Source organism: Streptomyces calvus, from assembly GCF_006782915.1.
GTDB lineage: Bacteria > Actinomycetota > Actinomycetes > Streptomycetales > Streptomycetaceae > Streptomyces > Streptomyces calvus.
Window position 1 is genome coordinate 238,380 of sequence record NZ_VCNP01000056.1, and the last position, 26,440, is coordinate 264,819.

The window sequence follows — 26,440 nt, forward strand, 5'->3', positions numbered from 1 at the left end:
GCGCGGAAGCGGGGTACTGACGTGACTGGCTGGCAGTTCTGGGTCGACCGGGGCGGCACCTTCACCGACATCGTCGCGCGGCGCCCCGACGGCCGGCTGCTCACCCGGAAGGTGCTGTCCGACCGGCCCGCCACGCACCGCTCCGGGCCCGAGGGCCGGGGGAGCGCCGGCACCGACGCGGCGGTCCGGGGCATCCGGGAGCTGCTGGCCGGATCCGACGCTCCCGTCGACTCCGTGCGCATGGGCACCACGGTCGCCACCAACGCCCTCCTCGAGCGCACGGGCGAGCGCACCCTGCTGGTCGTCACCCGGGGCTTCGGCGACGCCCTGCGCATCGCCTACCAGAACCGCCCGCACATCTTCGCCCGCCGCATCGACCTGCCCGAGCCGCTGTACGAACGGGTCGTCGAGGTGGACGAGCGCATCGCCGCCGACGGCACCGTCCTGCGCGCCCCGGACCTGGACGCCCTCGCCGGACCGCTGCGGCAGGCGTACGACGACGGGATCCGGGCGGTCGCCGTGGTCTGCCTGCACAGCCATCTCCAGCCCGCCCACGAACAGGCGGTCGGGGAACTCGCCGCCCGCACCGGCTTCCCGCAGATCTCGCTGTCCAGCGAGGTCAGCCCGCTGATGAAGCTGGTCCCGCGCGGGGACACCGCCGTGGCCGACGCCTACCTCTCGCCCGTGCTGCGCCGCCACGTCCGGCACATCGCCGACGAACTGAACGGCGTACGGCTGATGTTCATGCAGTCCAACGGCGGACTCGCGCAGGCCGGGCAGTTCCGCGGCAAGGACGCCGTCCTGTCCGGGCCGGCCGGCGGCATCGTCGGCATGGCACGCATGTCGCAACGCGCCGGCCACGACCGCGTCATCGGCTTCGACATGGGCGGCACCTCCACCGACGTCTCCCACTTCGCCGGCGCGTACGAACGCGTCCTCACCACGCACATCGCCGGAGTCCGGCTGCGCGCCCCCATGCTGGACATCCACACCGTCGCCGCCGGCGGCGGCTCGGTCCTCCACTTCGACGGCTCCCGCTACCGGGTGGGTCCGGACTCGGCCGGCGCGGACCCCGGCCCCGCCTGCTACCGGCGCGGCGGCCCGCTCGCCGTCACCGACGCCAACGTCATGCTCGGCCGCATCCAGCCCGACCACTTCCCCGCCGTGTTCGGCCCGGACGGCGACCTGACCCTCGACGCGGCACTGGTCCGCGACCGTTTCACCGCGCTCGCCCGCGAGATCCACGAGCGGACGGGCGACGACCGCACGCCCGAGCAGGTCGCCGAGGGCTACTTGCGGATCGCCGTCGCCAACATCGCGGGCGCCGTGAAGCGGATCTCCGTGCAGAAGGGCCACGACGTCACCCGCTACGCGCTCACCACCTTCGGTGGAGCGGGCGGGCAGCACGCGTGCATGGTCGCCGACTCCCTCGGCATCCGCACCGTCCTCGTCCCGCCGATGGCGGGCGTCCTGTCCGCGCTCGGCATCGGCCTCGCCGACACCACGGCCATGCGGGAACACTCCGTGGAGGCACCACTGGAGCCCGCCGCGATGCCCCGCGTCCACGGCACCGCCGACGACCTGGAGGCGGCGGCCCGCGCCGAACTCCTCGCCGAGGACGTCCCCGAGGAACGCATCGAGGTCACCCGCCGCGCCCACCTGCGCTACGACGGCACCGACACCACCCTCGCCGTCGAGCTCACCGAGCCGGAGACGATGCGCCGCGCCTTCGAGGAACGTCATCGCGCCACGTACTCCTTCACGCTCGACCGCCCGATCGTCGTCGAAGCCCTCTCCGTGGAAGCCACCGGCCTCACCGAACCCCCCGATCTGTCCGCCCTCGCTCCCCGCGAAGGCACCCCTCGGCACAGCGCCGCCGAGCCGCCGACCGTCCGTCTCCACACCGGCGGCACCTGGCGCGACGTACCCCTGCACCACCGGGAGGACCTTCCCCCCGGCGCAACCGTCACCGGCCCGGCGATCATCGCCGAATCCGGTGCGACGACCGTCGTAGACGACGGCTGGCGGGCCGCGGCGACCGACGACGGGCATCTGGTCATGGAACGCGTGACGGTTACGCAGAGTTCCGAAGTCGGCACAGAAGTCGACCCGGTCCTGCTCGAGGTCTTCAACAACCTCTTCATGTCCATCGCCGAACAGATGGGCGCCCGCCTGGAGTCCACCGCCCAGTCCGTCAACATCAAGGAACGCCTGGACTTCTCCTGCGCCCTGTTCGACCCGGACGGAAACCTGGTGGCCAACGCCCCGCACATCCCCGTCCACCTGGGCTCGATGGGCACCGGCGTCAAGGAGGTCGTCCGGCGCCGCGGCCCGGCCATGCGCCCCGGCGACACCTACGCCGTCAACGACCCGTACCACGGCGGCACCCATCTGCCCGACGTCACCGTGATCACCCCGGTCTTCGGCACCCGGCCGGCAGACGACACGGAGAGTGACCCGGAGGTGCTCTTCCACGTCGCCTCGCGCGGCCACCACGCCGAGATCGGCGGCATCGCGCCCGGCTCCATGCCGGCCCACAGCCGCACCATCGACGAGGAGGGCGTCCTCTTCGACAACTGGCTGCTCGCCGAGAACGGCCGCTTCCGCGAGGAGGAGACCCTCCGGCTCCTCACCGAGGCACCCCACCCGTCCCGCAACCCGCAGACCAACCTGGCCGACCTGCGCGCCCAGATCGCCGCCAACCACAAGGGCGTCGAGGAGGTCGGCCGCATGATCGAGGACTTCGGCCTCGACGTCGTGCAGGCGTACATGAAGCACGTCCAGGACAACGCCGAGGAAGCGGTCCGCCGGGTGATCGACGCCCTCGACGACGGCGACTGCGCCTACGAGACCGACGCGGGCGCCGTCATCCGCGTCCGCGTGCGCGTGGACCGCGCGAACCGCTCCGCGACCATCGACTTCACCGGCACCTCCGCCCAGCTGCCGACCAACTTCAACGCCCCCCGCTCGGTCGTCGACGCGGCCGTCCTGTACGTCTTCCGCACCCTCGTCGCCGACGACATCCCGCTGAACGACGGCTGTCTGCGCCCGCTGCGGATCGTCGTCCCGCCGGGCTCCATGCTGGCGCCCGAGCCGCCCGCCGCCGTCGTCGCGGGCAACGTGGAGACCTCCCAGGCCATCACCGGGGCCCTCTACGCGGCCCTCGGCGTCCAGGCCGAGGGGTCCGGCACCATGAACAACGTCACCTTCGGCAACGCACGCCACCAGTACTACGAGACCGTCGCCTCCGGTTCGGGCGCGGGCGAGGGCTTCCACGGCGCGTCGGTCGTGCAGACGCACATGACCAACTCGCGGCTCACCGACCCCGAGATCCTGGAATGGCGGCTGCCCGTCCGGCTGGAGGAGTTCGCGGTGCGCCGCGGCAGCGGCGGCGCCGGACGGTGGCGCGGCGGGGACGGTGCCGTGCGCCGCATCCGCTTCCTGGAGCCCATGACCGTCTCCACGCTGTCCCAGCACCGCAGGGTGCCCCCGTACGGCATGGCCGGCGGCCGGCCGGGAGCGCTCGGCGCCCACCGCGTCGAACGCGCGGACGGTACGGTCACCGCACTCGGCGGAAGCGACTCCGTGGACGTCGGCCCCGGCGACGTGTTCGTCATCGAAACCCCCGGCGGCGGGGGATACGGCCCGCCGCCCGATTCCCATCAAGCAGGAGAAGTGATCGATGATCTTCGGGCGTTCTGAGCGCGGCAAGCCTCCGGTCGAGCCCGTCACGCTCAAGATCCTGGTGGCCGGCGGCTTCGGCGTGGGCAAGACCACGCTCGTCGGCGCGGTCAGCGAAATCAGGCCGCTGCGCACCGAGGAACTCCTGACCGAGGCCGGGCGCCCGGTCGACGACACCCGCGGTGTGGAAGGGAAGCACACCACGACCGTGGCCATGGACTTCGGGCGCATCACGCTCCGCGAGGACCTGGTGCTCTACCTCTTCGGAACGCCCGGCCAGGAGCGGTTCTGGTTCATGTGGGACGAACTGTCCGAGGGCGCCCTCGGAGCCGTCGTCCTCGCCGACACCCGGCGCCTGGAGGACTCCTTCGCGGCCATCGACTACTTCGAGCGGCGCGCCATCCCGTTCCACGTCGGCGTCAACTGCTTCGAGGGGGCGGCGCGTTACCCGGCGGAGGACGTCCGCCGGGCCCTCGACCTCGACGACCACGTGCCGCTGACGATGTGCGACGCCCGCGACCGCGAGTCGGTCAAGGAGGTCCTCATCGGCGTCGTGCAGCACGCCATGGCGCAGGCCGCGCAGCGCCGCGCGGTCACCACCTGAGGCGGTGACCCGCCCGCGGCCCGTGCTCCCGCCGACAGGAGCACGGGCCGCGGCGTCGAGGACGCACCGCCGCGTGCGTCAGCCGTCACCGTCCTGCGTCCAGCCGAGGCTCTTGTCCACCGCCCGGCGCCAGTTGCGGTACGCGCGGCCCCGGACCGACGCCTCCATGGCAGGCGCCACTCGGCGTCCTTCTGCCAGTGGGACTTCAGCTCGTCGAGGCCGCTCCACACACCGGTGGCGGGCCCCGCCGGACAGCGGGGCGGCGGTGTACGCCCCGGCCATCACGCCGAAACCCCAGCCCGGCGCGATGACGACCCAGCCGGCGTCCTTGGCCTTCGAGTGGTTCAGCACGACCGCGGCGACCACACCGGCGCCGAACGGGATCAGGATCGCGGTGCCGATGCCTTCCCCGACGACGATGTCTGCGCTGCTCATGGCGGCTCCTGTGCCCCGGCCCGGGACGACCCGCCCGGACCTCACGTGCGGGGTGCGCCTTCCCTTGGCGGCGTCGGCCGTAGGCAGGGAGAACCCGCGCCCCGCCCGGCGTCCGTGACGAGCGTGCCGTCACAGCCGGATCACCCGTGGGGACGGGCGGCTCACCGGTCCCGGCGGACAGGGCCCGCCGGAGGCGTGCCGGAATGCACCGAGATGTACGGCGATGTCGACTGACACCGGAAGTGTTCACCGGCGCTGAAGGGTCGTCAAGGTCGCCGGCAGCGACCGTTCCCGGCCGCCTGCCGCACGAGCGGCTCCCGGACTCAGCCCGCCGGCGCCGGGGCCCGCTCGCTGCCGCGGCGCACCTCGTGCCCGGCGGTGCCCGCACGGGCCAGCACCCAACTGCTGCCGTGCAGCGCCTTGGCCGCCTTCTTCAGGGGCGCCAGGCACGCGGCGGCCTGCCGGTGGTCCGTGACCCCGCCCGGCGGGCACAGGACCGTGGCCAGCGACAGCGTGACCGGGCGGTCGCCCGCCTCCCAGGGCGCGTCCAGGACCGACGACACCAGGGCGTCCAGGGCCTCCGGATCGGCCAGTACCAGGAAGTCGTCCCCGCCGATGTGCCCCACGCGCGTGCCGCCCGACGCGGCCTGCTGCAGTGCCCGGCCCACCGCGCGGATGAGCTCGTCGCCCGCAGCGAAGCCCGCCCCGTCGTTCACCTGCTTGAAGTGGTCCACGTCCAGCCAGCTCAGGGCGAAGGCCCGGCCGGCCGCGATCCGCCGGTCCACCTCGGCGGTGATCGCGTCCGAACCGGGCAGCCGGGTGAGCGGATTGAGCCCCGCCGCCTCCTCCACCCGGGTCTCGGCGAGAGCGCGCACCAGGTCGGCGAGGCGTACGACGCCCACGCACCGGCCCTGCGCGTCGACCACGGCCACGTCGTCCGACGTACGGCCGCGGTCTCCGACCGCCACCACCTCCAGCACCTCCCAGGCGGTGGCGTCGACGCCCACCGTCCGCGGCGGGTCGCCGAGTTTGGCGGCGGGCCGGTCGGCGTACAGGGCGTGCCCGTAGCGCCCCGACATCGACAGCAGGAAGCGGGAGCGGTGCACCGAGCGCACCGGGACCCCTGCCCGGTCCACCAGCAGCACCCCGGACACGTCGGGAGAGCCGGTCAGCAGGGCCCGTACCTGACCGGCGGACGCGGCGGCGGGCAGCAGCGCGGCGGGCCGGACGAACTCCCGCACCGACGGCCCCGGCCGGGTCACGGCCACCGCGCCGGGCGACGGAGGCGGAACGAACACTTCCGCGGCGGGCAGCCGGGCCGGCGGCGCGAACAGTTCGCCTTGGGCCAGTTGGGCACCGGCCGCCAGCGCGGTCGCGCACTGACCCTCGGTCTCCACGCCCTCGACGGCCAGCAGCGCCCCCAGTTCCTCGCACAGCGTCCGCATGGACCGCACCACCGCGGGCCGTTCCAGCAGCACCGCGTCCAGCTTCATCAGGTCCGGCGCGAGGTCCGCGAGCAGCCGCAGCGGAATGTCCCCGTCCCCGACGCCGTCCGCGCACACGCGGAAACCCTGCTCGCGCAGCCCGGCGACCGCGTCCAGCAGCGCCCGCCACGGCACGTGCGTGTAGGGCGGCACGATGTCGATCGTCACCTCCCACGGCAGCCGCCCCGCCTGGCGCACCGCGTCGTGCAGCGGGTTCAGGCCACCGAGGTCCGCCAGCGTGCCCGCGAACACGTTCACGTGCAGCGGCAGCAGGGTCTCCTTGCGTTCCGCCGCCCGCACCGCCGACACCGCAAGTCCCAGGTCCAGTTCGGGGTCGCGGCGGGCCTCGGCCAGGACGTCGCCGGTCTCGGGGCGGGCCAGTATCTCCAGCCCCGCCACCGTGCCGGTCGTCAGGTTGACCACCGGCTGGAAAGCGAAGCGGAGACTGTCCGTCCAGGAGCTCACGGGAGCATGATGGCGCCGTCCGGTGCCACCCGGGCGCAGTTCATGCGACGTTCACGTGGAATTCCGGAGGAATCGCCACGCGGGCACCACCGGCCCGCGCCGTCGCGGTGCTTCCCCGGAACAGCCGACTCCTGATAGATGCAGGAGACATGACACGACTCTCCCTCGCGGTACGCGCTCTGATCACCGCTGTCGCCGCCCTGCTCACCGCGACCGCCGCGTCCGCACCCGCCCACGCCAAGCCCGAGCCCAAGGCGCCCGAGGACTTCGTGGCGCTGCACAGCGTGGACCGGACCATCATCCAGGAGATGCGCTACTTCACCCCGCACAACTTCGTGGGCGAGCGCATCGACGGCTACCGGCAGCCGCTGTGCATCCTCACCCGCCCCGCCGCCGAGGCCCTGCACGCCGCGCAGCAGAAGCTGCTGCGCCAGGGCTACTCGCTCAAGGTGTACGACTGCTACCGGCCGCAGCGCGCGGTGGACCACTTCGTGCGCTGGGCCAAGGACCTCGACGACCAGGCCATGAAGGCAGAGTTCTACCCGAACGTCGACAAGAGCCGGCTGTTCGCCGACGGCTACATCGCGGAGAAGTCCGGCCACAGCCGCGGCTCGACCGTGGACCTCACCCTCGTGGAACTCCCCGCGAAGCCCACCCGCCCCTACCGCCCCGGCCGGCCCCTCACCCCCTGCTTCGCCCCGCAGGACCAGCGGTTCCCCGACAACTCCGTCGACATGGGCACCGGCTACGACTGCTTCGACAGCCTCAGCCACACCCTCGACCCCCGCGTCCAGGGCGAACAGCGCGCCCACCGGCTGCTGCTCAAGACCACGCTGGAGGACCTCGGCTACGTGAACCTCGCCGAGGAGTGGTGGCACTACACCTTCAAGCCCGAGGCGTACCCCGACACCTACTTCGACTTCCCGGTGTCCGCCGCATCCCTCACCGGCCGCCGCTGAACGACCTGACGGAGACGCCCCCCGAGGGATCGGATACAGTCGCGCGCGTGTCCGAAACTCAAGCGTTCGCTCCCAACTCCGGCCCGAACAGCCACTGTTCGAGCTGCGGCACGCCCTTCGGAGAGGGCGTCTCCGGCCGGCCCCGCACCTGCCCGGCCTGCGGCACCACGGCGTACCGCAACCCGCTCCCCGTCGCCGTGGCCCTCCAGCCCGTGTACGACACACAGGGCACCGCCCTGGTCGTCATCACCCGCACGATCGAGCCCGCGCGCGGCGGCACCGCCCTGCCCGGCGGCTACATCGACGAGCGGGAGGACTGGCGCCACGCCGTCGTCCGCGAACTCGAGGAAGAGACCGGCATCGAGGCGGCGAGCCGTGACGTGCGGCTCGCCGACGCCATGAGCTCACCGGACGGACACCTGCTCCTCTTCGGGCTCCTCCCGGAGCGCCCCGCGGACGACCTGCCGCCGTCCGCGCCCACCGACGAGACGTCGGGACGGCACCTGCTGCGCCGCCCCGAAGAACTCGCCTTCCCGCTGCACACCCTGGCCGTACGGGCCTGGTTCGAGGGCCGCTACTGACCCACGGCGTCGCCCAGCCCGCGGACGCGCACCGGGCGGGACGGCTCACCGACCCCGTCCCCGCACTCCCGTTCCACGACGATCCGCGGGCCCGACCAGCGCACCGTGTACCGCTCGATCTCCGGCTCGTCCCACCCGTCGCCGGCATCCGGCACCACCAGCCCGCCCCCGGTCCGTCCCCGGGCGGGCGCCCACACCTCCAGCTCCACACCGCCGTCCTCGCCCACCACCGGGAGAACCGCTCCCGCGCGGGCGAACACCGGTATCCGCTCCATCGGCGTGTCCACCACCACCTGCGCCGACCCCTCGTACGCCCGTCCCGTCGCCGTGTCGTACCACCGCCCGCGCGGCAGCCGGACGGTCCTGCGCTCCGTGCCCGGGTCGAGCACCGGCGCCACCAGCAGACAGTCGCCGAGCAGGAAGGCGTCCTCGCAGTCGCGCAGGGCACGCTCCTCGGGCGCCGACCACCACAGCGGCCGCACGACGGGCGCACCGGTCCGGCGCGCGAGATGCGCCAGGGTCACGAAGTACGGCAGCAGCCGCGCCCGTTCCACGAGCGCCGTCCGCGTGTGCCGCACCACCTCGGCGCCGGCCTCCCACGACTCCCCGCGTCCCGCGCGCGACCCGGCACGCGTACGGAACAGCGGCAGGTACGCCGCCAACTGCAGCCGCCGCACATACAGTTCGCCCGACACCGCCCCGCCCGGGCCGCGGACGTCGGGCCCCGAGCAGGGCACCCCGCACAGCCCGAGCCCCAGCACCAGCGCGAGCGACGCCCGCAACCCGGCCCAGCCCTTCACCGCGTCGCCCGACCACACTCCGCCGTAGCGCTGCACACCGGCCCAACCGGAACGCGACAGCACCATCGGCCGCTCCTGCGGCGCCAGTTCGCGCAGCCCCTCGTACGCGGCCCCCGCCATGCACAGCCCGTACACGTTGTGCGCCTCGCGATGGTCACCGCCCCGCCCGTCCAGGGCGTGCCGGGCCGACCGCGGCAGCGTCGGCTCCCCGAACGCCGTGAACGACGTCGGCTCGTCCAGGGTGTGCCAGACGCCGGAGAACCCCTGCGCCAGCCGCTCCGCGTACAGTCCGCCCCACCACGCGCGCACCCGCGCGTCCGTGAAGTCCGGGAACACCGCCTCCCCGGGCCACCCGACCCCCTCCACGACCTCACCGGCGGCGTCCCGCACGAACGCGTCCCGGCCCGCCCCGCCGTCATACACCGCCTCACCGGGCGCCGCGCCGACCGCGGGACCGACGACCGACACCAGCCTGACCTTCTCGCGCCGCAGCTCCTCCGCGAGCACCGGCAGCTTCGGGAACCGGTCCTGGTCGACGGTGAACACCCGACGGTCCTCCAGGTGGTCCCGGCCCAGGTGCACGGCGTCCAGCGGAAGCCCCTGCTCCACGTGGGCCGCGACGACCCTGCGCACCTCATCCTCACCACCGGACCCCGCCAGCACGTGCTGGTGACCGAGCGCCCACGCGGGCGGCAGCGCCGGCGCGCCCGTCAGCGAGGCCCAGGCGAGCAGCACACGCGCCGGAGTACCGACCGCCACCCAGCAGCGCAGCGGGCCGCCGTCCATCCGCAGCTCGCTCGTCCCCGCCCGGTCGTGCCCGGAACCGGCGCCCTCCTCGCCCTCCCGCAGCGTCACCGTGCCGTCCCAGGAACTGTCGTGGAACACCAGATGCGTGCCCGCGTCGGCCACCACCAGCTGCACCGGCATCGCCATGCGCGGCGCGTCCTCACCCGGCCCGACGGCATGCTCGGGGCCCGAGTGCCACAGCCGGTACGTGCCGTCCCGCAGCCGGGGACCCGACACCTGCCCGCCCAGACCGAAGAAACGGGCGTCCGCCGGCACCTCGGACCGCTGCATCCAGCGCGCGGCACCGCCCCCGACCGGCTCCCACCACCGCGGCGGCACATCCCGCCGCAGCCGCACACCGCCGGGAGTGAGCACCTGCACCGCGCCGTGCCGCGAGACGACCACCGTCACCCGCTCGGCCACCACCCGCCAGCCACCGTCCTTGTCCGGCTCCAGCGCCGCCCGCGGATCCGGATCGGGACAACGGCCGGCCAGCGCGTACGACGGCTCCGGCGACGCCCCGTCCCAGCCCCAGAAGACGGCACCGTTCACCGCCACGAAGATCCGCAGCTCCGACCGGTCGAACCGGATCAGCCCGCCACCGAGCCCCGGCGTCACCTCCCGCATCGTCCCGGGCACCCGGGCCCGCTCCGCCCCGCGCGGCGGCAGCCCGGTGGCGTCCGCCCGCCGCCTCCGCCACGCTGCCCGTACGGCACGCAACCCCTGGGCCGCCCCCACCGAACCGACCGATTTCACCGAACGCACCAGGTCACGACCGTCCATGCTGCTCACCCTGCCACTGACCGCGCGCCCCAGGCGTGTCGTTCAACTGCCGTTCACCCATGACCGGGCCACATCTTCACGACACGGACTATGTGGGGCGCACCCTGGTGCAGAAGTCGATCACGTGGCATCGTCCCTGTCAGCCGCGTCACGCGCACACCCCAGCCCGTGCGCGGAGGACGCACACGACGCGCACAGTCCGGGAGCCGCCCCATGTCGACCGTGAACCCCCAGCCGCTCTGGCAGCCGGATCCGGAACGTATCGCCCAGGCGCGGATCACCGCGTTCCAGGCATGGGCCGCCGAACACCACGGCGCCCCCTCCGACGGCGGCTACGCGGCCCTGCACCGCTGGTCCGTGGAGGAACTGGACACCTTCTGGAAAGCCGTCACGGAATGGTTCGACGTCCGCTTCTCGACGCCGTACACGCAGGTGCTGGCCGACCGCTCGATGCCCGGAGCCCAGTGGTTCCCCGGCGCGACCCTCAACTACGCCGAGCACGCCCTGCGCGCGACGGCGTCCCGCGCGGACGAACCGGCCCTCCTGCACGTCGACGAGACCCACGACCCCCGTCCCGTCACCTGGGCCGAGCTGCGCCGGCAGGTGGGCTCCCTGGCGGCCGAGCTGCGCTCCCTGGGCGTGCGCCCGGGCGACCGCGTCAGCGGCTACCTGCCCAACATCCCCGAGGCCGTCGTCGCCCTCCTCGCCACGGCGGCCGTGGGCGGAGTGTGGACCTCCTGCGCACCCGACTTCGGCGCCCGCAGCGTCCTGGACCGCTTCCAGCAGGTCGAACCCGTCGTCCTGTTCACCGTCGACGGCTACCGCTACGGCGGCAAGGAGCACGACCGCCGCGAGACCGTCGCCGAACTGCGCCGCGAACTGCCCACCCTGCGCGCCGTCGTGCACGTCCCGCTGCTCGGCACCGAAGCGCCCGACGGCGCGCTCGACTGGTCCGCCCTCACCTCCGCCGACACGGAACCGGTCTTCGAGCAGGTGCCCTTCGACCACCCGCTGTGGGTGCTCTACTCCTCCGGCACCACCGGACTGCCCAAGGCGATCGTCCAGTCCCAGGGCGGCATCCTCGTCGAACACCTCAAGCAGCTCGGACTCCACTGCGACCTCGGACCCGAGGACCGCTTCTTCTGGTACACCTCGACCGGCTGGATGATGTGGAACTTCCTCGTCTCCGGCCTCCTCACCGGCACGACGGTCGTCCTGTACGACGGCAGCCCGGGCCACCCCGACACCGGCGCCCAGTGGCGCATCGCCGAACGCACCGGCGCCACCCTCTACGGCACCTCCGCCGCCTACGTCATGGCCTGCCGCAAGGCCGGCGTGCACCCCACGCGCGACCACGACCTCTCCGCCGTCAAGTGCGTCGCCACCACCGGATCCCCCCTGCCTCCCGACGGCTTCCGCTGGCTGCACGACGAGTTCGCCGAGAGCGGCGCCGACCTGTGGATCGCCTCCGTCAGCGGCGGCACCGACGTGTGCTCCTGCTTCGCCGGAGCCGTCCCGACGCTCCCGGTCCACATCGGCGAGCTCCAGGCGCCCGGACTCGGCACCGACCTCCAGTCCTGGGACCCCAGCGGCAAGCCCCTCACCGACGAGGTCGGCGAACTCGTGGTCACCAACCCGATGCCGTCCATGCCCATCCGCTTCTGGAACGACCCCGACGGCACCCGCTACCACGACAGCTACTTCGACACCTACCCCGGCGTCTGGCGGCACGGCGACTGGATCACCATCACCTCCCGCGGCTCCGTCGTCATCCACGGCCGCTCCGACTCCACGCTCAACCGCCAGGGCGTCCGCATGGGCTCCGCCGACATCTACGAGGCCGTGGAACGCCTCCCCGAGATCAGGGAATCCCTAGTCATCGGCATCGAACAGCCCGACGGCGGCTACTGGATGCCCCTGTTCGTCCACCTGGCACCAGGAGCCACCCTGGACGAGGACCTGCTCAACCGCATCAAGCGGACCATCCGCGAGCAGCTGTCACCCCGGCACGTCCCGGACGAGGTCATCGAGGTGCCCGGCATCCCGCACACCCTCACCGGCAAGCGCATCGAGGTCCCGGTCAAGCGCCTCCTCCAGGGCACCCCGCTGGAGAAGGCGGTCAACCCGGGATCCATCGACAACCTCGGCCTGCTCGCCTTCTACGAGGAACTCGCCCGCAAGCGCGCCTGAGCCGGCTCCCGGCCCGCTCCGGTCGCCGCCGTCTCCTCCGCCCCCGATTGTCAGTGCCGCCGATTACTGTGAGTGAGCATTGATCGACCGTGCGGACGGGGGAGACATGACGAACACCGACCACCGAACCCTGCGACGCGTCCTGCGCCGCGAGATCACCGGCACCATCGGCCTGCTGACCGACGAGCACGACTTCCGTGCCATGCGCCGCTACGACAGCTTCCTCTTCGACGACCACAGCACCTACCTCAAACACGTGGAAGCCGTCCTCAGGGCGCGTGCCCTGCAGGGCGGCCACACCACGGTGGCGCTCTTCGACCCGGAGGACTACGCCGAGTTCTGCGCGAACACCGGCCTGGACCCCGACCACCACGCCAGCCGCGCGCGTTTCACCGCCCGGCTGGCGGCCACCGGCCCCACCGTCCTCTACGAGGGCCAGCCGCTGGCGGACCTCCTGCCCACCCTCGTCGACGAGGCCGTACGCCAGGCGACCTGGGAGTACGCGACCACGCTCCTCGCCCGCCTCGGCCCCTGCGCCGCCTGCGGGGAGGACCTCGGACGCGCCGCCTTCACCCGCGCCTCCCACCTCCTCGCCCGGATCCTCGACACCTCGCCGCCCGGTGAACGGCACCTCGTGTGCAGCCTCTCCGGCCCGCCCGAGGCACTCGTGGCGGTCCTGCACGCCGACGACGTCGAAGGCCGCACGGACCTGGACGAGACCGAGGCCCTGGAGTTCACCACCGTCCTGGCCCTCGGCCTCGCCACCGAGCGCCCCGGCGGGCTCGTCATGCGGATCACCGCACCCGGCAGCCCCGACCGCGTGCACGGCTGGCGGCTGCGCGCCCACGGCCTCCAGCCCCTCACCGCGGGCGAGGTCTTCAACGCCTACTGCACCGACGCCGAATCCGGGGACCTCATCGCCCCGGAGTCCAACGTCGACTACTGCGCACCACCCGACCTGGGCGAGGAAGGACCGGACCCGGCCCACCGCCACTGAGCCGGACAGCGCGCGAGGGGCGCCCCACCCGTGGTGGAGCGCCCCTCGGGACGGCCGATCAGCGACCGCCGGGTCCGGCTACTCGCCCGACAGCACGGCCTGGGCGGCGTTACGGGCGTCCGCGGCGCTGTCCGCCGCCCGGGCCGCCGCCGCGGCCCGCTCGCACTGCGCGAGCGTGAACTTCGCCAGCGCCGCCCGCACATAGGGAAGGGACGCCGCACCCATGGAGAGGGAGGTGACACCCAGACCGGTCAGCACACACGCCAGCAGCGGGTCGGAGGCGGCCTCACCGCAGACGCCGCAGCTCTTGCCCTCGGCCTTCGCCGCCTCGGCGGCCATCGCCACGAGGTCGAGCAGCGCGGGCTGCCACGGGTCCTGCAGCCGGGAGACCGCACCGACCTGACGGTCGGCGGCGAAGGTGTACTGCGCGAGGTCGTTCGTGCCCAGGGACAGGAACTCCACCTCCTGCAGGACCGAGCGCGCCCGCAGGGCGGCCGACGGGATCTCCACCATCGCGCCGAACTTCGCCTGCAGCCCCGCCTCCCGGCAGGCGTCCGCGAACGCCTTCGCATCGGCCCGGTCCGCCACCATCGGGGCCATGACCTCGAGGTACACGGGCAGCCCTTCGGCCGCCTTCGCCAGCGCGGTCAGCTGCGTCCGCAGCACCTCCGGGTGGTCCAGCAGGGTGCGCAGGCCGCGCACGCCGAGCGCCGGGTTCGGCTCGTCCGCCGGGGTGAGGAAGTCCAGCGGCTTGTCCGCGCCCGCGTCCAGCACCCGTACGACCACACGGCCCTCGGGGAACGCCTCGAGCACCTGACGGTAGGCCGCGACCTGCTTCTCCTCGGAAGGAGCCTTCTTGTCGTCGTCCAGGAACAGGAACTCGGTACGGAAGAGACCGACGCCCTCGGCACCCGCCTCGACGGCGGCCGCCACGTCCGCCGGACCGCCGATGTTGGCCAGCAGCGGCACCTTGTGACCGTCGGCGGTGGCACCGGGCCCGGTCGACGCCGCCAGCGCCGCCCTGCGCTCCGCCGCGGCCGCCTCGAGCCGGGCCTTCTGCTCCTCGCTCGGGTCCACGAAGATCTCGCCGGTGCTGCCGTCGACCGCTATCAGCGTGCCTTCGGCGATCTCGCCGGCACCGGGCAGGGCGACGACGGCCGGGACGCCGAGCGCACGGGCCAGGATCGCGCTGTGGCTCGTGGGCCCGCCTTCCTCGGTCACGAAACCGAGGACGAGTGCCGGGTCGAGCAGCGCCGTGTCCGCCGGCGCCAGATCGCGGGCCACCAGCACGTACGGCTCGTCGCTGTCGGGTACGCCGGGCATCGGCACCCCGAGCAGCCGCGCGACGATGCGGTTCCGCACGTCGTCGAGGTCGGCGACCCGGCCGGCGAGGTACTCACCGGCGTTCGCCAGCAGTTCGCGGTAGGCGGCGAAGGCGTCGTACACCGCGCGCTCGGCGGTGCTGCCGACGGCGATGCGCCGCTCCACGTCCGCCATCAGCTCGGGGTCCTGCGCCATCAGGGCCTGTGCCTCGAGCACCGCCTGGGCCTCGCCGCCGGCCAGGTTGCCGCGGGCGGTCAGATCGGCCGCCACGGCCTCCACGGCCTTGCGGGCCCGCCCCTGTTCGCGTCCCGCCTCTTCCGCCGGGATCTGCTTGGCCGGCGGTTCGAGCACCGCCGTGCCCATGTGCCGTACCTCGCCGATCGCCACTCCGTGGCTGACGCCGACGCCTCGCAGCGTTGTCTCCATCTCACCCGTCTCCGATAGTGCGGCGGGCCCAGCCGCCGTGGTGGTTGTCCTGGTGGCCGTCACGGACGGCGCCGGGTCACTTCCAGAGGAAGAGGTTCTCGCCGGCCTTCACGTCGCCGTCCTCGCGGAGTTCCGAGAGGGAGTCCGCCGTGGCCTCGAGCGCCACGACCGGGCACACCGGGGACTTGCCGGCGGCCTCCACGGCGGCCGGGTCCCAGCGCACGATGCTCTGCCCGCGCGTCACGGTGTCCCCCTTGTTCACGAGCAGCTCGAATCCTTCGCCGTTGAGCTGCACGGTGTCGATACCGAGGTGGGTGAGCACGCCGTGCCCGCTCTCGTCGACGACGACGAACGCGTGCGGGTGCAGAGAGACGATCACGCCGTCGACGGGGGAGACGGCCTCGGACGGTTCGCGCACGGGGTCGATCGCGGTGCCCGGGCCGACCATGGCCCCGGAGAAGACCGGATCGGGAACGGACGAGAGTCCGATGGCCCGTCCTGCAAGCGGGGACGTCACGGTGGTCATGGGAAGCCTCCCAGGGTGGAGATCTGTACGGGCGCCGTCACTGCCTGCCTCCGGCGTGCTGTTCAGCAGGGTATGTCATATGACGTACCGGTTCCGGGGGACAGGTCCTGACGCCGGCCTGGACAAGAGGTCTAGACCACCACACCCTAATCGATTTGCATGGGCTCCGCGACCCCGTGTAGAGTCTTACTCCTGCTCGGGGATGAGCGACGCCATCAAGTGTCCTCACCCGACAGCAAATCCAACTCGTCAGATCCTAACTCTGGATCACTTTCTGCATGCCTGCAGGACGGTGGTCAGAGGGCCGGAAAAACCCTGATAGAGTCGGAAACACCGAAGGGAAGCGCCCGGAGGAAAGCCCGAGAGGGTTAGTACGAAGGAAGCGTCCGTTCCTTGAGAACTCAACAGCGTGCCAAAAGTCAACGCCAGATATGTTGATACCCCGTCCGTCGGAATACTTCGACGGTCGAGGTTCCTTTGAAAAAACACAGCGAGGACGCTGTGAACCGTGAGGACTATTCCTCCTTGCGGTTCCGCTCTCGTGATGTGTTCGCCCCGATCACGGGGAAGCATTCACGGAGAGTTTGATCCTGGCTCAGGACGAACGCTGGCGGCGTGCTTAACACATGCAAGTCGAACGATGAACCACTTCGGTGGGGATTAGTGGCGAACGGGTGAGTAACACGTGGGCAATCTGCCCTGCACTCTGGGACAAGCCCTGGAAACGGGGTCTAATACCGGATACGACGCGCTCAGGCATCTGATGCGCGTGGAAAGCTCCGGCGGTGCAGGATGAGCCCGCGGCCTATCAGCTTGTTGGTGAGGTAACGGCTCACCAAGGCGACGACGGGTAGCCGGCCTGAGAGGGCGACCGGCCACACTGGGACTGAGACACGGCCCAGACTCCTACGGGAGGCAGCAGTGGGGAATATTGCACAATGGGCGAAAGCCTGATGCAGCGACGCCGCGTGAGGGATGACGGCCTTCGGGTTGTAAACCTCTTTCAGCAGGGAAGAAGCGAAAGTGACGGTACCTGCAGAAGAAGCGCCGGCTAACTACGTGCCAGCAGCCGCGGTAATACGTAGGGCGCGAGCGTTGTCCGGAATTATTGGGCGTAAAGAGCTCGTAGGCGGCTTGTCGCGTCGGTTGTGAAAGCCCGGGGCTTAACCCCGGGTCTGCAGTCGATACGGGCAGGCTAGAGTTCGGTAGGGGAGATCGGAATTCCTGGTGTAGCGGTGAAATGCGCAGATATCAGGAGGAACACCGGTGGCGAAGGCGGATCTCTGGGCCGATACTGACGCTGAGGAGCGAAAGCGTGGGGAGCGAACAGGATTAGATACCCTGGTAGTCCACGCCGTAAACGGTGGGCACTAGGTGTGGGCAACATTCCACGTTGTCCGTGCCGCAGCTAACGCATTAAGTGCCCCGCCTGGGGAGTACGGCCGCAAGGCTAAAACTCAAAGGAATTGACGGGGGCCCGCACAAGCGGCGGAGCATGTGGCTTAATTCGACGCAACGCGAAGAACCTTACCAAGGCTTGACATACACCGGAAAACTCTGGAGACAGGGTCCCCCTTGTGGTCGGTGTACAGGTGGTGCATGGCTGTCGTCAGCTCGTGTCGTGAGATGTTGGGTTAAGTCCCGCAACGAGCGCAACCCTTGTCCCGTGTTGCCAGCAGGCCCTTGTGGTGCTGGGGACTCACGGGAGACCGCCGGGGTCAACTCGGAGGAAGGTGGGGACGACGTCAAGTCATCATGCCCCTTATGTCTTGGGCTGCACACGTGCTACAATGGCCGGTACAATGAGCTGCGATACCGCGAGGTGGAGCGAATCTCAAAAAGCCGGTCTCAGTTCGGATTGGGGTCTGCAACTCGACCCCATGAAGTCGGAGTCGCTAGTAATCGCAGATCAGCATTGCTGCGGTGAATACGTTCCCGGGCCTTGTACACACCGCCCGTCACGTCACGAAAGTCGGTAACACCCGAAGCCGGTGGCCCAACCCCTTGTGGGAGGGAGCTGTCGAAGGTGGGACTGGCGATTGGGACGAAGTCGTAACAAGGTAGCCGTACCGGAAGGTGCGGCTGGATCACCTCCTTTCTAAGGAGCACTTCTTACCAACCTCTGGTTGGTCAGAGGCCAGTACATCAGCGAACGTCTGATGCTGGTTGCTCATGGGTGGAACGTTGACTACTCGGCCGGTGTCTGGGCCGGAGGCTGCTAGTACTGCTCGTCAGAGCGTGGAACGCATGATCTCCGGACGGAAGCGTGTCGGGCACGCTGTTGGGTATCTGAAGGTACGGCCGCAAGGTCGGGTGCCTTCGATGCCGGCCCCAGTGCACTCGAGCTGTTTGCTCGGGGTGATGGGTGGTTGGTCGTTGTTTGAGAACTGCACAGTGGACGCGAGCATCTGTGGCCAAGTTTTTAAGGGCGCACGGTGGATGCCTTGGCACCAGGAACCGATGAAGGACGTGGGAGGCCACGATAGGCCCCGGGGAGTCGTCAACCAGGCTTTGATCCGGGGGTGTCCGAATGGGGAAACCCGGCAGTCGTCATGGGCTGTCACCCTTGCCTGAACACATAGGGCAAGTGGAGGGAACGCGGGGAAGTGAAACATCTCAGTACCCGCAGGAAGAGAAAACAACCGTGATTCCGGGAGTAGTGGCGAGCGAAACCGGATGAGGCTAAACCTACGACGTGTGAGACCCGGCAGGGGTTGCGTCGTGGGGGTTGTGGGATCTCTCTTCTGTTGTCTGCCGGCAACAGGACGAGTCAGAAACCGTTGATGTAGGCGAAGGACATGCGAAAGGTCCGGCGTAGAGGGTAAGACCCCCGTAGTCGAAACGTCAGCGGCTCGTTTGAGAGACACCCAAGTAGCACGGGGCCCGAGAAATCCCGTGTGAATCTGGCGGGACCACCCGCTAAGCCTAAATATTCCCTGGTGACCGATAGCGGATAGTACCGTGAGGGAATGGTGAAAAGTACCCCGGGAGGGGAGTGAAATAGTACCTGAAACCGTGTGCCTACAAGCCGTGGGAGCGTCGGAACAAGGCTTGCCTCATTCTCGTGACTGCGTGCCTTTTGAAGAATGAGCCTGCGAGTTTGCGGTGTGTTGCGAGGTTAACCCGGGTGGGGTAGCCGTAGCGAAAGCGAGTCCGAATAGGGCGTTTTAGTAGCACGCTCAAGACCCGAAGCGGAGTGATCTAGCCATGGGCAGGTTGAAGCGGAGGTAAGACTTCGTGGAGGACCGAACCCACCAGGGTTGAAAACCTGGGGGATGACCTGTGGTTAGGGGTGAAAGGCCAATCAAACTCCGTGATAGCTGGTTCTCCCCGAAATGCATTTAGGTGCAGCGTCGTGTGTTTCTTGCCGGAGGTAGAGCACTGGATAGGCGATGGGCCCTACCGGGTTACTGACCTTAGCCAAACTCCGAATGCCGGTAAGTGAGAGCGCGGCAGTGAGACTGTGGGGGATAAGCTCCATGGTCGAGAGGGAAACAGCCCAGAGCATCGACTAAGGCCCCTAAGCGTACGCTAAGTGGGAAAGGATGTGGAGTCGCAGAGACAACCAGGAGGTTGGCTTAGAAGCAGCCACCCTTGAAAGAGTGCGTAATAGCTCACTGGTCTAGTGATTCCGCGCCGACAATGTAGCGGGGCTCAAGCGTACCGCCGAAGTCGTGTCATTCATACAACAGCCCCAACGGGTGTATGGATGGGTAGGGGAGCGTCGTGTGCCGGGTGAAGCAGCACCGGAAGGTAGTTGTGGACGGTTCACGAGTGAGAATGCAGGCATGAGTAGCGATACAAACGTGAGAAACGTTTGCGCCGATTGACTAAGGGTTCCTGGGTCAAGCTGATCTGCCCAGGGTAAGTCGGGACCTAAGGCGAGGCCGACAGGCGTAGTCGATGGATAACCGGTTGATATTCCGGTACCCGCTGTGAAGCGTCAAACATCGAATCCAGTGATGCTAAGCCCGTGAAGCCGTCGGCTGAGTCTTCGGACGAGGTCGGAGTGGTGGAGCCGGTGACCCGAGCTGGTAGTAGGTGAGTGATGGGGTGACGCAGGAAGGTAGTCCATCCCGGGCGGTGGTTGTCCCGGGGTAAGGGTGTAGGACGTCAGGTAGGTAAATCCGCCTGGCACATAGTCTGAGACCTGATGCCGAGCCGATTGTGGTGAAGTGGATGATCCTATGCTGTCGAGAAAAGCCTCTAGCGAGTTTCATGGCGGCCCGTACCCTAAACCGACTCAGGTGGTCAGGTAGAGAATACCGAGGCGTTCGGGTGAACTATGGTTAAGGAACTCGGCAAAATGCCCCCGTAACTTCGGGAGAAGGGGGGCCATTCCTGGTGATGATCTTTTCGGTCTGAGCTGGGGGTGGCCGCAGAGACCAGCGAGAAGCGACTGTTTACTAAAAACACAGGTCCGTGCGAAGCCGTAAGGCGATGTATACGGACTGACGCCTGCCCGGTGCTGGAACGTTAAGGGGACCGGTTAGCTGGCTTTCGGGCCGGCGAAGCTGAGAACTTAAGCGCCAGTAAACGGCGGTGGTAACTATAACCATCCTAAGGTAGCGAAATTCCTTGTCGGGTAAGTTCCGACCTGCACGAATGGCGTAACGACTTCTCGACTGTCTCAACCATAGGCCCGGTGAAATTGCACTACGAGTAAAGATGCTCGTTTCGCGCAGCAGGACGGAAAGACCCCGGGACCTTTACTACAGTTTGATATTGGTGTTCGGTTCGGCTTGTGTAGGATAGCTGGGAGACTTTGAAACTCGGACGCCAGTTCGGGTGGAGTCGTCGTTGAAATACCAGTCTGGTCGTGCTGGATGTCTAACCTGGGTCCGTGATCCGGATCAGGGACAGTGTCTGATGGGTAGTTTAACTGGGGCGGTTGCCTCCTAAAGGGTAACGGAGGCGCCCAAAGGTTCCCTCAGCCTGGTTGGCAATCAGGTGTTGAGTGTAAGTGCACAAGGGAGCTTGACTGTGAGACCGACGGGTCGAGCAGGGACGAAAGTCGGGACTAGTGATCCGGCGGTGGCTTGTGGAAGCGCCGTCGCTCAACGGATAAAAGGTACCCCGGGGATAACAGGCTGATCTTCCCCAAGAGTCCATATCGACGGGATGGTTTGGCACCTCGATGTCGGCTCGTCGCATCCTGGGGCTGGAGTCGGTCCCAAGGGTTGGGCTGTTCGCCCATTAAAGCGGTACGCGAGCTGGGTTTAGAACGTCGTGAGACAGTTCGGTCCCTATCCGCTGTGCGCGTAGGAGTCTTGAGAAGGGCTGTCCCTAGTACGAGAGGACCGGGACGGACGAACCTCTGGTGTGCCAGTTGTTCTGCCAAGGGCATGGCTGGTTGGCTACGTTCGGGAGGGATAACCGCTGAAAGCATCTAAGCGGGAAGCCTGCTTCGAGATGAGGACTCCCACCCACTTGATGGGGTAAGGCTCCCAGTAGACGACTGGGTTGATAGGCCGGATATGGAAGCACGGTAACGTGTGGAGTTGACCGGTACTAATAGGCCGAGGGCTTGTCCTCAGTTGCTCGCGTCCACTGTGTTGGTTCTGAAACCACGAACAACCCCATGTGTCATGCATGGTGCGGTTGTCAGTTTCATAGTGTTTCGGTGGTCATAGCGTAGGGGAAACGCCCGGTTACATTCCGAACCCGGAAGCTAAGCCTTACAGCGCCGATGGTACTGCAGGGGGGACCCTGTGGGAGAGTAGGACGCCGCCGAACTCCTTTTAGAGCTCTGGCTCTTGGGCGTACAGCCCGAGAGCCAGAGCTTTTTTGCGTTGAGGTAGGGTCGGGGAGCATCGTCGACACGTTTCCCACAGGAGGATCCCGGGTGGAGGTCCAGGAGACGCGGGTCCAGACAGACCGCGTCCTCACCATCCCGAACATGCTCAGCATGGCGCGGCTCGTTGGCGTACCCCTGTTCCTGTGGCTGATCCTCAGGCCCGAGTTCGGAGGGCCCAAGAGCGACGGCTGGGCACTCCTGGTGCTGGCCCTCAGCGGTGTCAGCGACTACCTCGACGGCAAGCTCGCACGACGCTGGAACCAGATCAGCAGCCTCGGCCGGCTCCTCGACCCGGCCGCCGACCGGCTCTACATTCTCTCCACCCTGGTCGGCCTCACCTGGCGCGAGATCCTGCCTCTCTGGCTGACCGCCGTACTGCTGGCCCGTGAGCTGGTTCTCCTCGTCATGGTGGGCATCCTCAGGCGCCACGGCTATCCGCCGCCCCAGGTGAACTTCCTGGGGAAGGCCGCCACCTTCAACCTCATGTACGCCTTCCCACTGCTCCTGCTCAGTGACGGAACTGGCTGGATCTCGTCACTCGCTGCTATTTTCGGCTGGGCGTTCGCCGGATGGGGTACAACCCTGTATTGGTGGGCAGGAGTGCTCTACGTAGTACAAGTCCGCCGCCTGGTCCGTGCGGACGCCGTGGCCGATTGAACTCGCTGATTGCCACGCTCATGCCTGCGCAATGACGCGCAGGGAAATGGTGCGGTACAGCCCCGGCGGGTGAAGTCGGCCAGACCGTCGTCTCTTCGAGGAGGACGCTTCCGACATGAAGGCCGTCGTGATGGCCGGAGGCGAAGGCACACGTCTTCGCCCCATGACCTCAAGCATGCCCAAGCCGCTCCTGCCGGTAGCCAATCGGCCCATCATGGAGCATGTTCTGCGGCTGCTCAAAAGGCATGGGCTCAACGAAACCGTTGTGACCGTCCAGTTCCTTGCGTCGCTCGTCAAGAACTACTTCGGTGACGGCGAAGAGCTCGGAATGGAGCTCACCTATGCCAACGAGGAGAAGCCACTCGGTACCGCCGGGAGCGTGAAGAACGCCGAGGAGGCACTGAAGGACGATGCCTTTCTCGTCATCTCCGGTGACGCCCTCACCGACTTCGACCTCACCGAGCTGATCAATTTCCACAAGGAAAAGGGCGCCCTGGTCACGGTCTGCCTGACCCGTGTCCCCAATCCGCTGGAATTCGGCATCACCATCGTCGACGAGGAAGGCAAGGTCGAACGCTTCCTCGAGAAGCCGACCTGGGGACAGGTCTTCTCCGACACGGTGAACACCGGCATCTACGTCATGGAGCCCGAGGTCTTCGACTACGTCGAACCCGATGTGCCCGTCGACTGGTCCGGCGACGTCTTCCCGCAGCTGATGAAGGAAGGCAAGCCCGTCTACGGCTACGTCGCCGAGGGCTACTGGGAGGACGTCGGCACCCACGAAAGCTATGTGAAGGCCCAGGCCGACGTCCTGGAGGGCAAGGTCGACGTCGACATCGACGGCTTCGAGATCTCCCCCGGCGTATGGGTCGCCGAGGGCGCCGAAGTGCACCCCGACGCCGTGCTCCGCGGACCCCTCTACATCGGCGACTACGCCAAGGTCGAAGCCGGCGCGGAGATCCGCGAACACACCGTCGTGGGATCCAACGTCGTCGTGAAGAGCGGCGCCTTCATGCACAAGGCCGTCGTCCACGACAACGTCTACGTCGGCCCGCACAGCAATCTGCGCGGCTGCGTCGTCGGAAAGAACACCGACATCATGCGCGCCGCACGCATCGAGGACGGCGCCGTCATCGGCGACGAATGCCTGATCGGTGAAGAATCGATCGTCCAGGGGAACGTCCGGGTCTACCCGTTCAAGACCATCGAGGCCGGCGCGTTCGTCAACACCTCGGTCATCTGGGAATCCAGGGGCCAGGCACACCTCTTCGGGGCCCGCGGCGTGTCCGGCATCCTCAACGTCGAGATCACACCCGAACTCGCGGTGCGACTGGCCGGCGCGTACGCGACGACCCTGAAGAAGGGCTCGACCGTCACCACGGCCCGCGACCACTCCCGCGGCGCCCGGGCACTGAAGCGGGCGGTCATCTCCGCGCTCCAGGCCAGCGCCATCGACGTACGGGACCTGGAGAACGTGCCGCTGCCCGTGGCGCGGCAGCAGACCGCGCGAGGCAGCGCCGGCGGCATCATGATCCGCACCACACCCGGAGTGCCCGACTCGGTCGACATCATGTTCTTCGACGGACAGGGCGCCGACCTCTCACAGGGCAGCCAGCGCAAGCTCGACCGGGTGTTCGCGCGGCAGGAGTACCGGCGCGCCTTCCCCGGAGAGATCGGCGACCTGCACTTCCCCGCGAGCGTCTTCGACTCCTACACCGGATCCCTGCTGCGGAACGTCGACACCACCGGCATCGCCGAATCCGGACTCAAGGTCGTCGTGGACGCCTCCAACGGCAGCGCCGGCCTGGTCCTGCCCAGCCTGCTCGGCAAACTCGGCGTCGACTCCCTGACCATCAACCCCGGTCTCGACGAGTCCAGGCCGACCGAGACCGCCGACATGCGGCGCTCCGGACTGGTCAGGCTCGGCGAGATCGTGGCGTCCTCCGGCGCCGCGTTCGGCGTGCGCTTCGACCCCGTCGGCGAGCGCCTGTCCCTCGTCGACGAGAAGGGGCGGATCATCGAGGACGACCGGGCGCTGCTCGTCATGCTCGACCTCATCGCCTCCGAGCGGCGCAGCGGCCGCGTCGCACTCCCGGTCACCACCACCAGGATCGCCGAGCAGGTGGCCGCCTACCACGGCACCCAGGTCGAATGGACGACCACCTCGCCCGACGACCTCACACGCGTCGGCGGCGAGGAAGGCACAATCTTCGGCGGCGACGGCAAGGGCGGCTTCATCGTCCCCGAGTTCAGCAGCGTCTACGACGGCACCGCCGCCTTCGTACGGCTCATCGGACTCGTGGCGCGGACCCAGCTCACCCTCAGCCAGATCGACGCCCGCATCCCGCGCGCCCACGTGCTCAAGCGGGACCTGGCGACCCCGTGGGCCGTCAAGGGCCTCGTCATGCGCAGGGTCGTCGAGGCGGCCGGAGACCGCTTCGTCGACACCACCGACGGGGTGCGCGTGGTGGAGACCGACGGCCGCTGGGTGATGGTGCTGCCCGACCCGGCCGAAGCGGTCACCCACCTGTGGGCCGAAGGCCCCGACGACGCCTCCGCACAGGCCCTGCTCGACGAGTGGTCGGCGGTCGTGGACAGCGCCGGAAGGTAAAACGAACGGTAGGCGCGCGTGCCGGACAAGTGCCCCCAACGGGGCCTGTCCGGCATGCCCGTAGGTCCGTTCGGAGGTAGTGGCCGCGACGTGCGACGATGTGCGGCATGCCGCAGCAACCCCCCGTTCGGAGCACACCCACGCGGCCCGCGCGCCCGGACGCCTCCATGTCGTTGATCACCAACGTCATGGACCACAGCCTCGACGACGGATACGCCGAGGCCGCCGCGCGGAAGAAGGCCGACGGCGAGGGCGGCATGCCGAAGACCCTCAGGGCGAAGCTCGGACTCGCCGCCGGCCTGGTGCTCGCCGCTCTCATCGTCACCGTCGGGGCCGCACAGGCCCGGGTCGCCGCACCCGTCGTCGCCAAGGAACGCGAGGAACTGATCGACCGGATCGATCAGGAGACCGACGCCGCGGACGAACTCGAGGACAGCGTGGACGCCCTGCGCGCCGACGTGAGCGCACGGCAGCGCGAGGCGCTCCGGCACAGCGGCGGAGGCGACCGGTCCGTCCTCGTGGGCATCCTGTCCGGCGCCGTCGCGGTGCACGGTCCCGGCGTGCGCCTGGTGGTGAACGACGCCAAGGACGCGAGCGGCGGCGGCGACGGCGACCCGCGGTCCACCTCCGGGTTCTCCGACACCGGGCGGGTCCGCGACCGGGACATGCAGCGCGTGGTCAACGGCCTGTGGGAGTCCGGCGCCGAGGCCGTCTCCATCAACGGACAGCGGCTGACCGCCCTGTCGGCGATCAGGGCCGCCGGAGACGCGATACTGGTCGACAACAGGCCGCTGGTGCCGCCGTACACGGTGCTCGCGGTGGGGGACGGCAAACAGCTGAGCGACCGGTTCCAGAACAGCGCCGACGGGCTGTATCTGCACGCCCTGCAGGAGAACTACGGCATCAGGACGGCGATCTCCGTGGAGGACGACGTCCGGCTGCCCGCAGCACCGAGTCTGATCGTACGTACCGCACAGCCGATAACCGAGAAGGGCACATCGTGATCGCCGTACTGGGCCTCGTCGTGGGAGTCGTGGCCGGACTGTTGGTCCGGCCCGAGGTTCCGGCGGTCGTCGAGCCGTATCTGCCGATCGCCGTCGTCGCGGCGCTCGACGCCGTGTTCGGGGGACTGCGGGCCATGCTCGACGGCATCTTCGACGACAAGGTCTTCGTGGTGTCCTTCCTGTCCAACGTGGTCGTCGCCGCGCTGATCGTGTTCCTCGGCGACAAGCTCGGCGTGGGCGCCCAGCTGTCCACCGGCGTCGTGGTCGTCCTCGGCATCCGCATCTTCTCCAACGCCGCGGCGATCCGCCGGCACGTGTTCCGGGCGTGAGG

14 protein-coding genes, 3 rRNA genes and 2 pseudogenes are annotated in these 26,440 nt (G+C 68.9%); 13 read left to right on the forward strand and 6 right to left on the reverse strand.

What is annotated here, in order from left to right; all coding sequences use genetic code 11:
* The first annotated feature begins 21 nt into the window (after window positions 1–21).
* Together FGW31_RS29485 and FGW31_RS29490 are read left to right on the forward strand one after the other, a co-directional pair.
* Window positions 22–3,702: a hydantoinase B/oxoprolinase family protein gene (locus tag FGW31_RS29485; protein WP_142196594.1), complete on the forward strand. Its 3,681-nt coding sequence runs from the start codon at window positions 22–24 to the stop codon at window positions 3,700–3,702.
* Window positions 3,683–4,285, forward strand: a complete 603-nt coding sequence (locus FGW31_RS29490; RefSeq protein WP_142196595.1) for a GTP-binding protein — start codon at window positions 3,683–3,685, stop codon at window positions 4,283–4,285. Before FGW31_RS29485 ends, FGW31_RS29490 begins: the two co-directional genes overlap by 20 nt.
* 78 nt (window positions 4,286–4,363) lie before the next feature.
* Here the strand turns inward: FGW31_RS29490 and FGW31_RS29495 are convergent.
* The 3 genes and pseudogenes from FGW31_RS29495 to FGW31_RS29505 form a co-directional block, all read right to left on the reverse strand.
* Window positions 4,364–4,533: pseudogene (locus tag FGW31_RS29495) on the reverse strand (glycerol kinase); the annotation flags it as partial.
* A pseudogene (locus tag FGW31_RS29500) lies at window positions 4,529–4,720 on the reverse strand (aquaporin); the annotation flags it as partial. The pseudogenes FGW31_RS29500 and FGW31_RS29495, both read right to left, overlap by 5 nt.
* Before the next feature lie 323 nt (window positions 4,721–5,043).
* Complete coding sequence (locus FGW31_RS29505; RefSeq protein WP_142196596.1) at window positions 5,044–6,669, reverse strand: GGDEF domain-containing protein; 1,626 nt, start codon at window positions 6,667–6,669, stop codon at window positions 5,044–5,046.
* A 149-nt stretch (window positions 6,670–6,818) separates the two neighbouring features.
* Here FGW31_RS29505 and FGW31_RS29510 point away from each other — a divergent pair, with 149 nt between their 5' ends.
* Both FGW31_RS29510 and FGW31_RS29515 read left to right on the forward strand, forming a co-directional pair.
* On the forward strand, window positions 6,819–7,628 hold the full coding sequence (locus FGW31_RS29510; RefSeq protein WP_142196597.1) for a M15 family metallopeptidase: 810 nt from the start codon (window positions 6,819–6,821) through the stop codon (window positions 7,626–7,628).
* A gap of 47 nt (window positions 7,629–7,675) precedes the next feature.
* The gene (locus tag FGW31_RS29515) at window positions 7,676–8,209 is read left to right on the forward strand and encodes an NUDIX domain-containing protein (protein WP_142196598.1); all 534 of its coding nucleotides are present in this window, start codon (window positions 7,676–7,678) and stop codon (window positions 8,207–8,209) included.
* On the opposite strand, the gene FGW31_RS29520 is transcribed toward FGW31_RS29515, so the two are convergent.
* Window positions 8,203–10,578, reverse strand: coding sequence for a glycoside hydrolase family 31 protein (locus FGW31_RS29520; protein WP_142196599.1), 2,376 nt, complete (start codon window positions 10,576–10,578; stop codon window positions 8,203–8,205). The genes FGW31_RS29515 and FGW31_RS29520 overlap by 7 nt on opposite strands.
* A gap of 213 nt (window positions 10,579–10,791) precedes the next feature.
* Here FGW31_RS29520 and FGW31_RS29525 point away from each other — a divergent pair, with 213 nt between their 5' ends.
* Both FGW31_RS29525 and FGW31_RS29530 read left to right on the forward strand, forming a co-directional pair.
* Window positions 10,792–12,768 (forward strand): acetoacetate--CoA ligase, encoded by a 1,977-nt coding sequence (locus FGW31_RS29525; RefSeq protein WP_142196600.1) that lies wholly within the window; start codon window positions 10,792–10,794, stop codon window positions 12,766–12,768.
* Window positions 12,769–12,874: 106 nt separating this feature from the next.
* Complete coding sequence (locus FGW31_RS29530; protein WP_142196601.1) at window positions 12,875–13,765, forward strand: hypothetical protein; 891 nt, start codon at window positions 12,875–12,877, stop codon at window positions 13,763–13,765.
* Window positions 13,766–13,843: 78 nt separating this feature from the next.
* On the opposite strand, the gene ptsP is transcribed toward FGW31_RS29530, so the two are convergent.
* Together ptsP and FGW31_RS29540 are read right to left on the reverse strand one after the other, a co-directional pair.
* Window positions 13,844–15,514 carry a phosphoenolpyruvate--protein phosphotransferase gene (gene ptsP, locus FGW31_RS29535; RefSeq protein WP_142196602.1) on the reverse strand — a complete coding sequence of 557 codons (1,671 nt, stop codon included), beginning with the start codon at window positions 15,512–15,514 and terminating at the stop codon, window positions 13,844–13,846.
* A gap of 76 nt (window positions 15,515–15,590) precedes the next feature.
* Complete coding sequence (locus FGW31_RS29540; protein ID WP_142196603.1) at window positions 15,591–16,040, reverse strand: PTS sugar transporter subunit IIA; 450 nt, start codon at window positions 16,038–16,040, stop codon at window positions 15,591–15,593.
* A gap of 572 nt (window positions 16,041–16,612) precedes the next feature.
* Between FGW31_RS29540 and FGW31_RS29550 the strand changes: the two genes are divergently transcribed.
* The 7 genes from FGW31_RS29550 (at window position 16,613) to FGW31_RS29580 (ending at window position 26,438) form a co-directional block, all read left to right on the forward strand.
* Window positions 16,613–18,138, forward strand: a 16S ribosomal RNA gene (locus FGW31_RS29550).
* A 314-nt stretch (window positions 18,139–18,452) separates the two neighbouring features.
* Window positions 18,453–21,575, forward strand: a 23S ribosomal RNA gene (locus FGW31_RS29555).
* Window positions 21,576–21,659: 84 nt separating this feature from the next.
* Window positions 21,660–21,776, forward strand: a 5S ribosomal RNA gene (gene rrf / locus FGW31_RS29560).
* The 16S, 23S and 5S rRNA genes sit together here, the layout of an rRNA operon.
* Before the next feature lie 109 nt (window positions 21,777–21,885).
* On the forward strand, window positions 21,886–22,494 hold the full coding sequence (locus FGW31_RS29565; protein ID WP_142196604.1) for a CDP-alcohol phosphatidyltransferase family protein: 609 nt from the start codon (window positions 21,886–21,888) through the stop codon (window positions 22,492–22,494).
* 115 nt (window positions 22,495–22,609) lie between these two features.
* Window positions 22,610–25,105, forward strand: coding sequence for a mannose-1-phosphate guanyltransferase (locus tag FGW31_RS29570; RefSeq protein WP_142196605.1), 2,496 nt, complete (start codon window positions 22,610–22,612; stop codon window positions 25,103–25,105).
* Between the two features lie 107 nt (window positions 25,106–25,212).
* Complete coding sequence (locus tag FGW31_RS29575) at window positions 25,213–26,109, forward strand: DUF881 domain-containing protein (RefSeq protein WP_233452587.1); 897 nt, start codon at window positions 25,213–25,215, stop codon at window positions 26,107–26,109.
* Complete coding sequence (locus FGW31_RS29580) at window positions 26,106–26,438, forward strand: small basic family protein (RefSeq protein WP_003988855.1); 333 nt, start codon at window positions 26,106–26,108, stop codon at window positions 26,436–26,438. The genes FGW31_RS29575 and FGW31_RS29580 overlap by 4 nt, the downstream gene beginning before the upstream one ends.
* Window positions 26,439–26,440 lie beyond the last annotated feature (2 nt).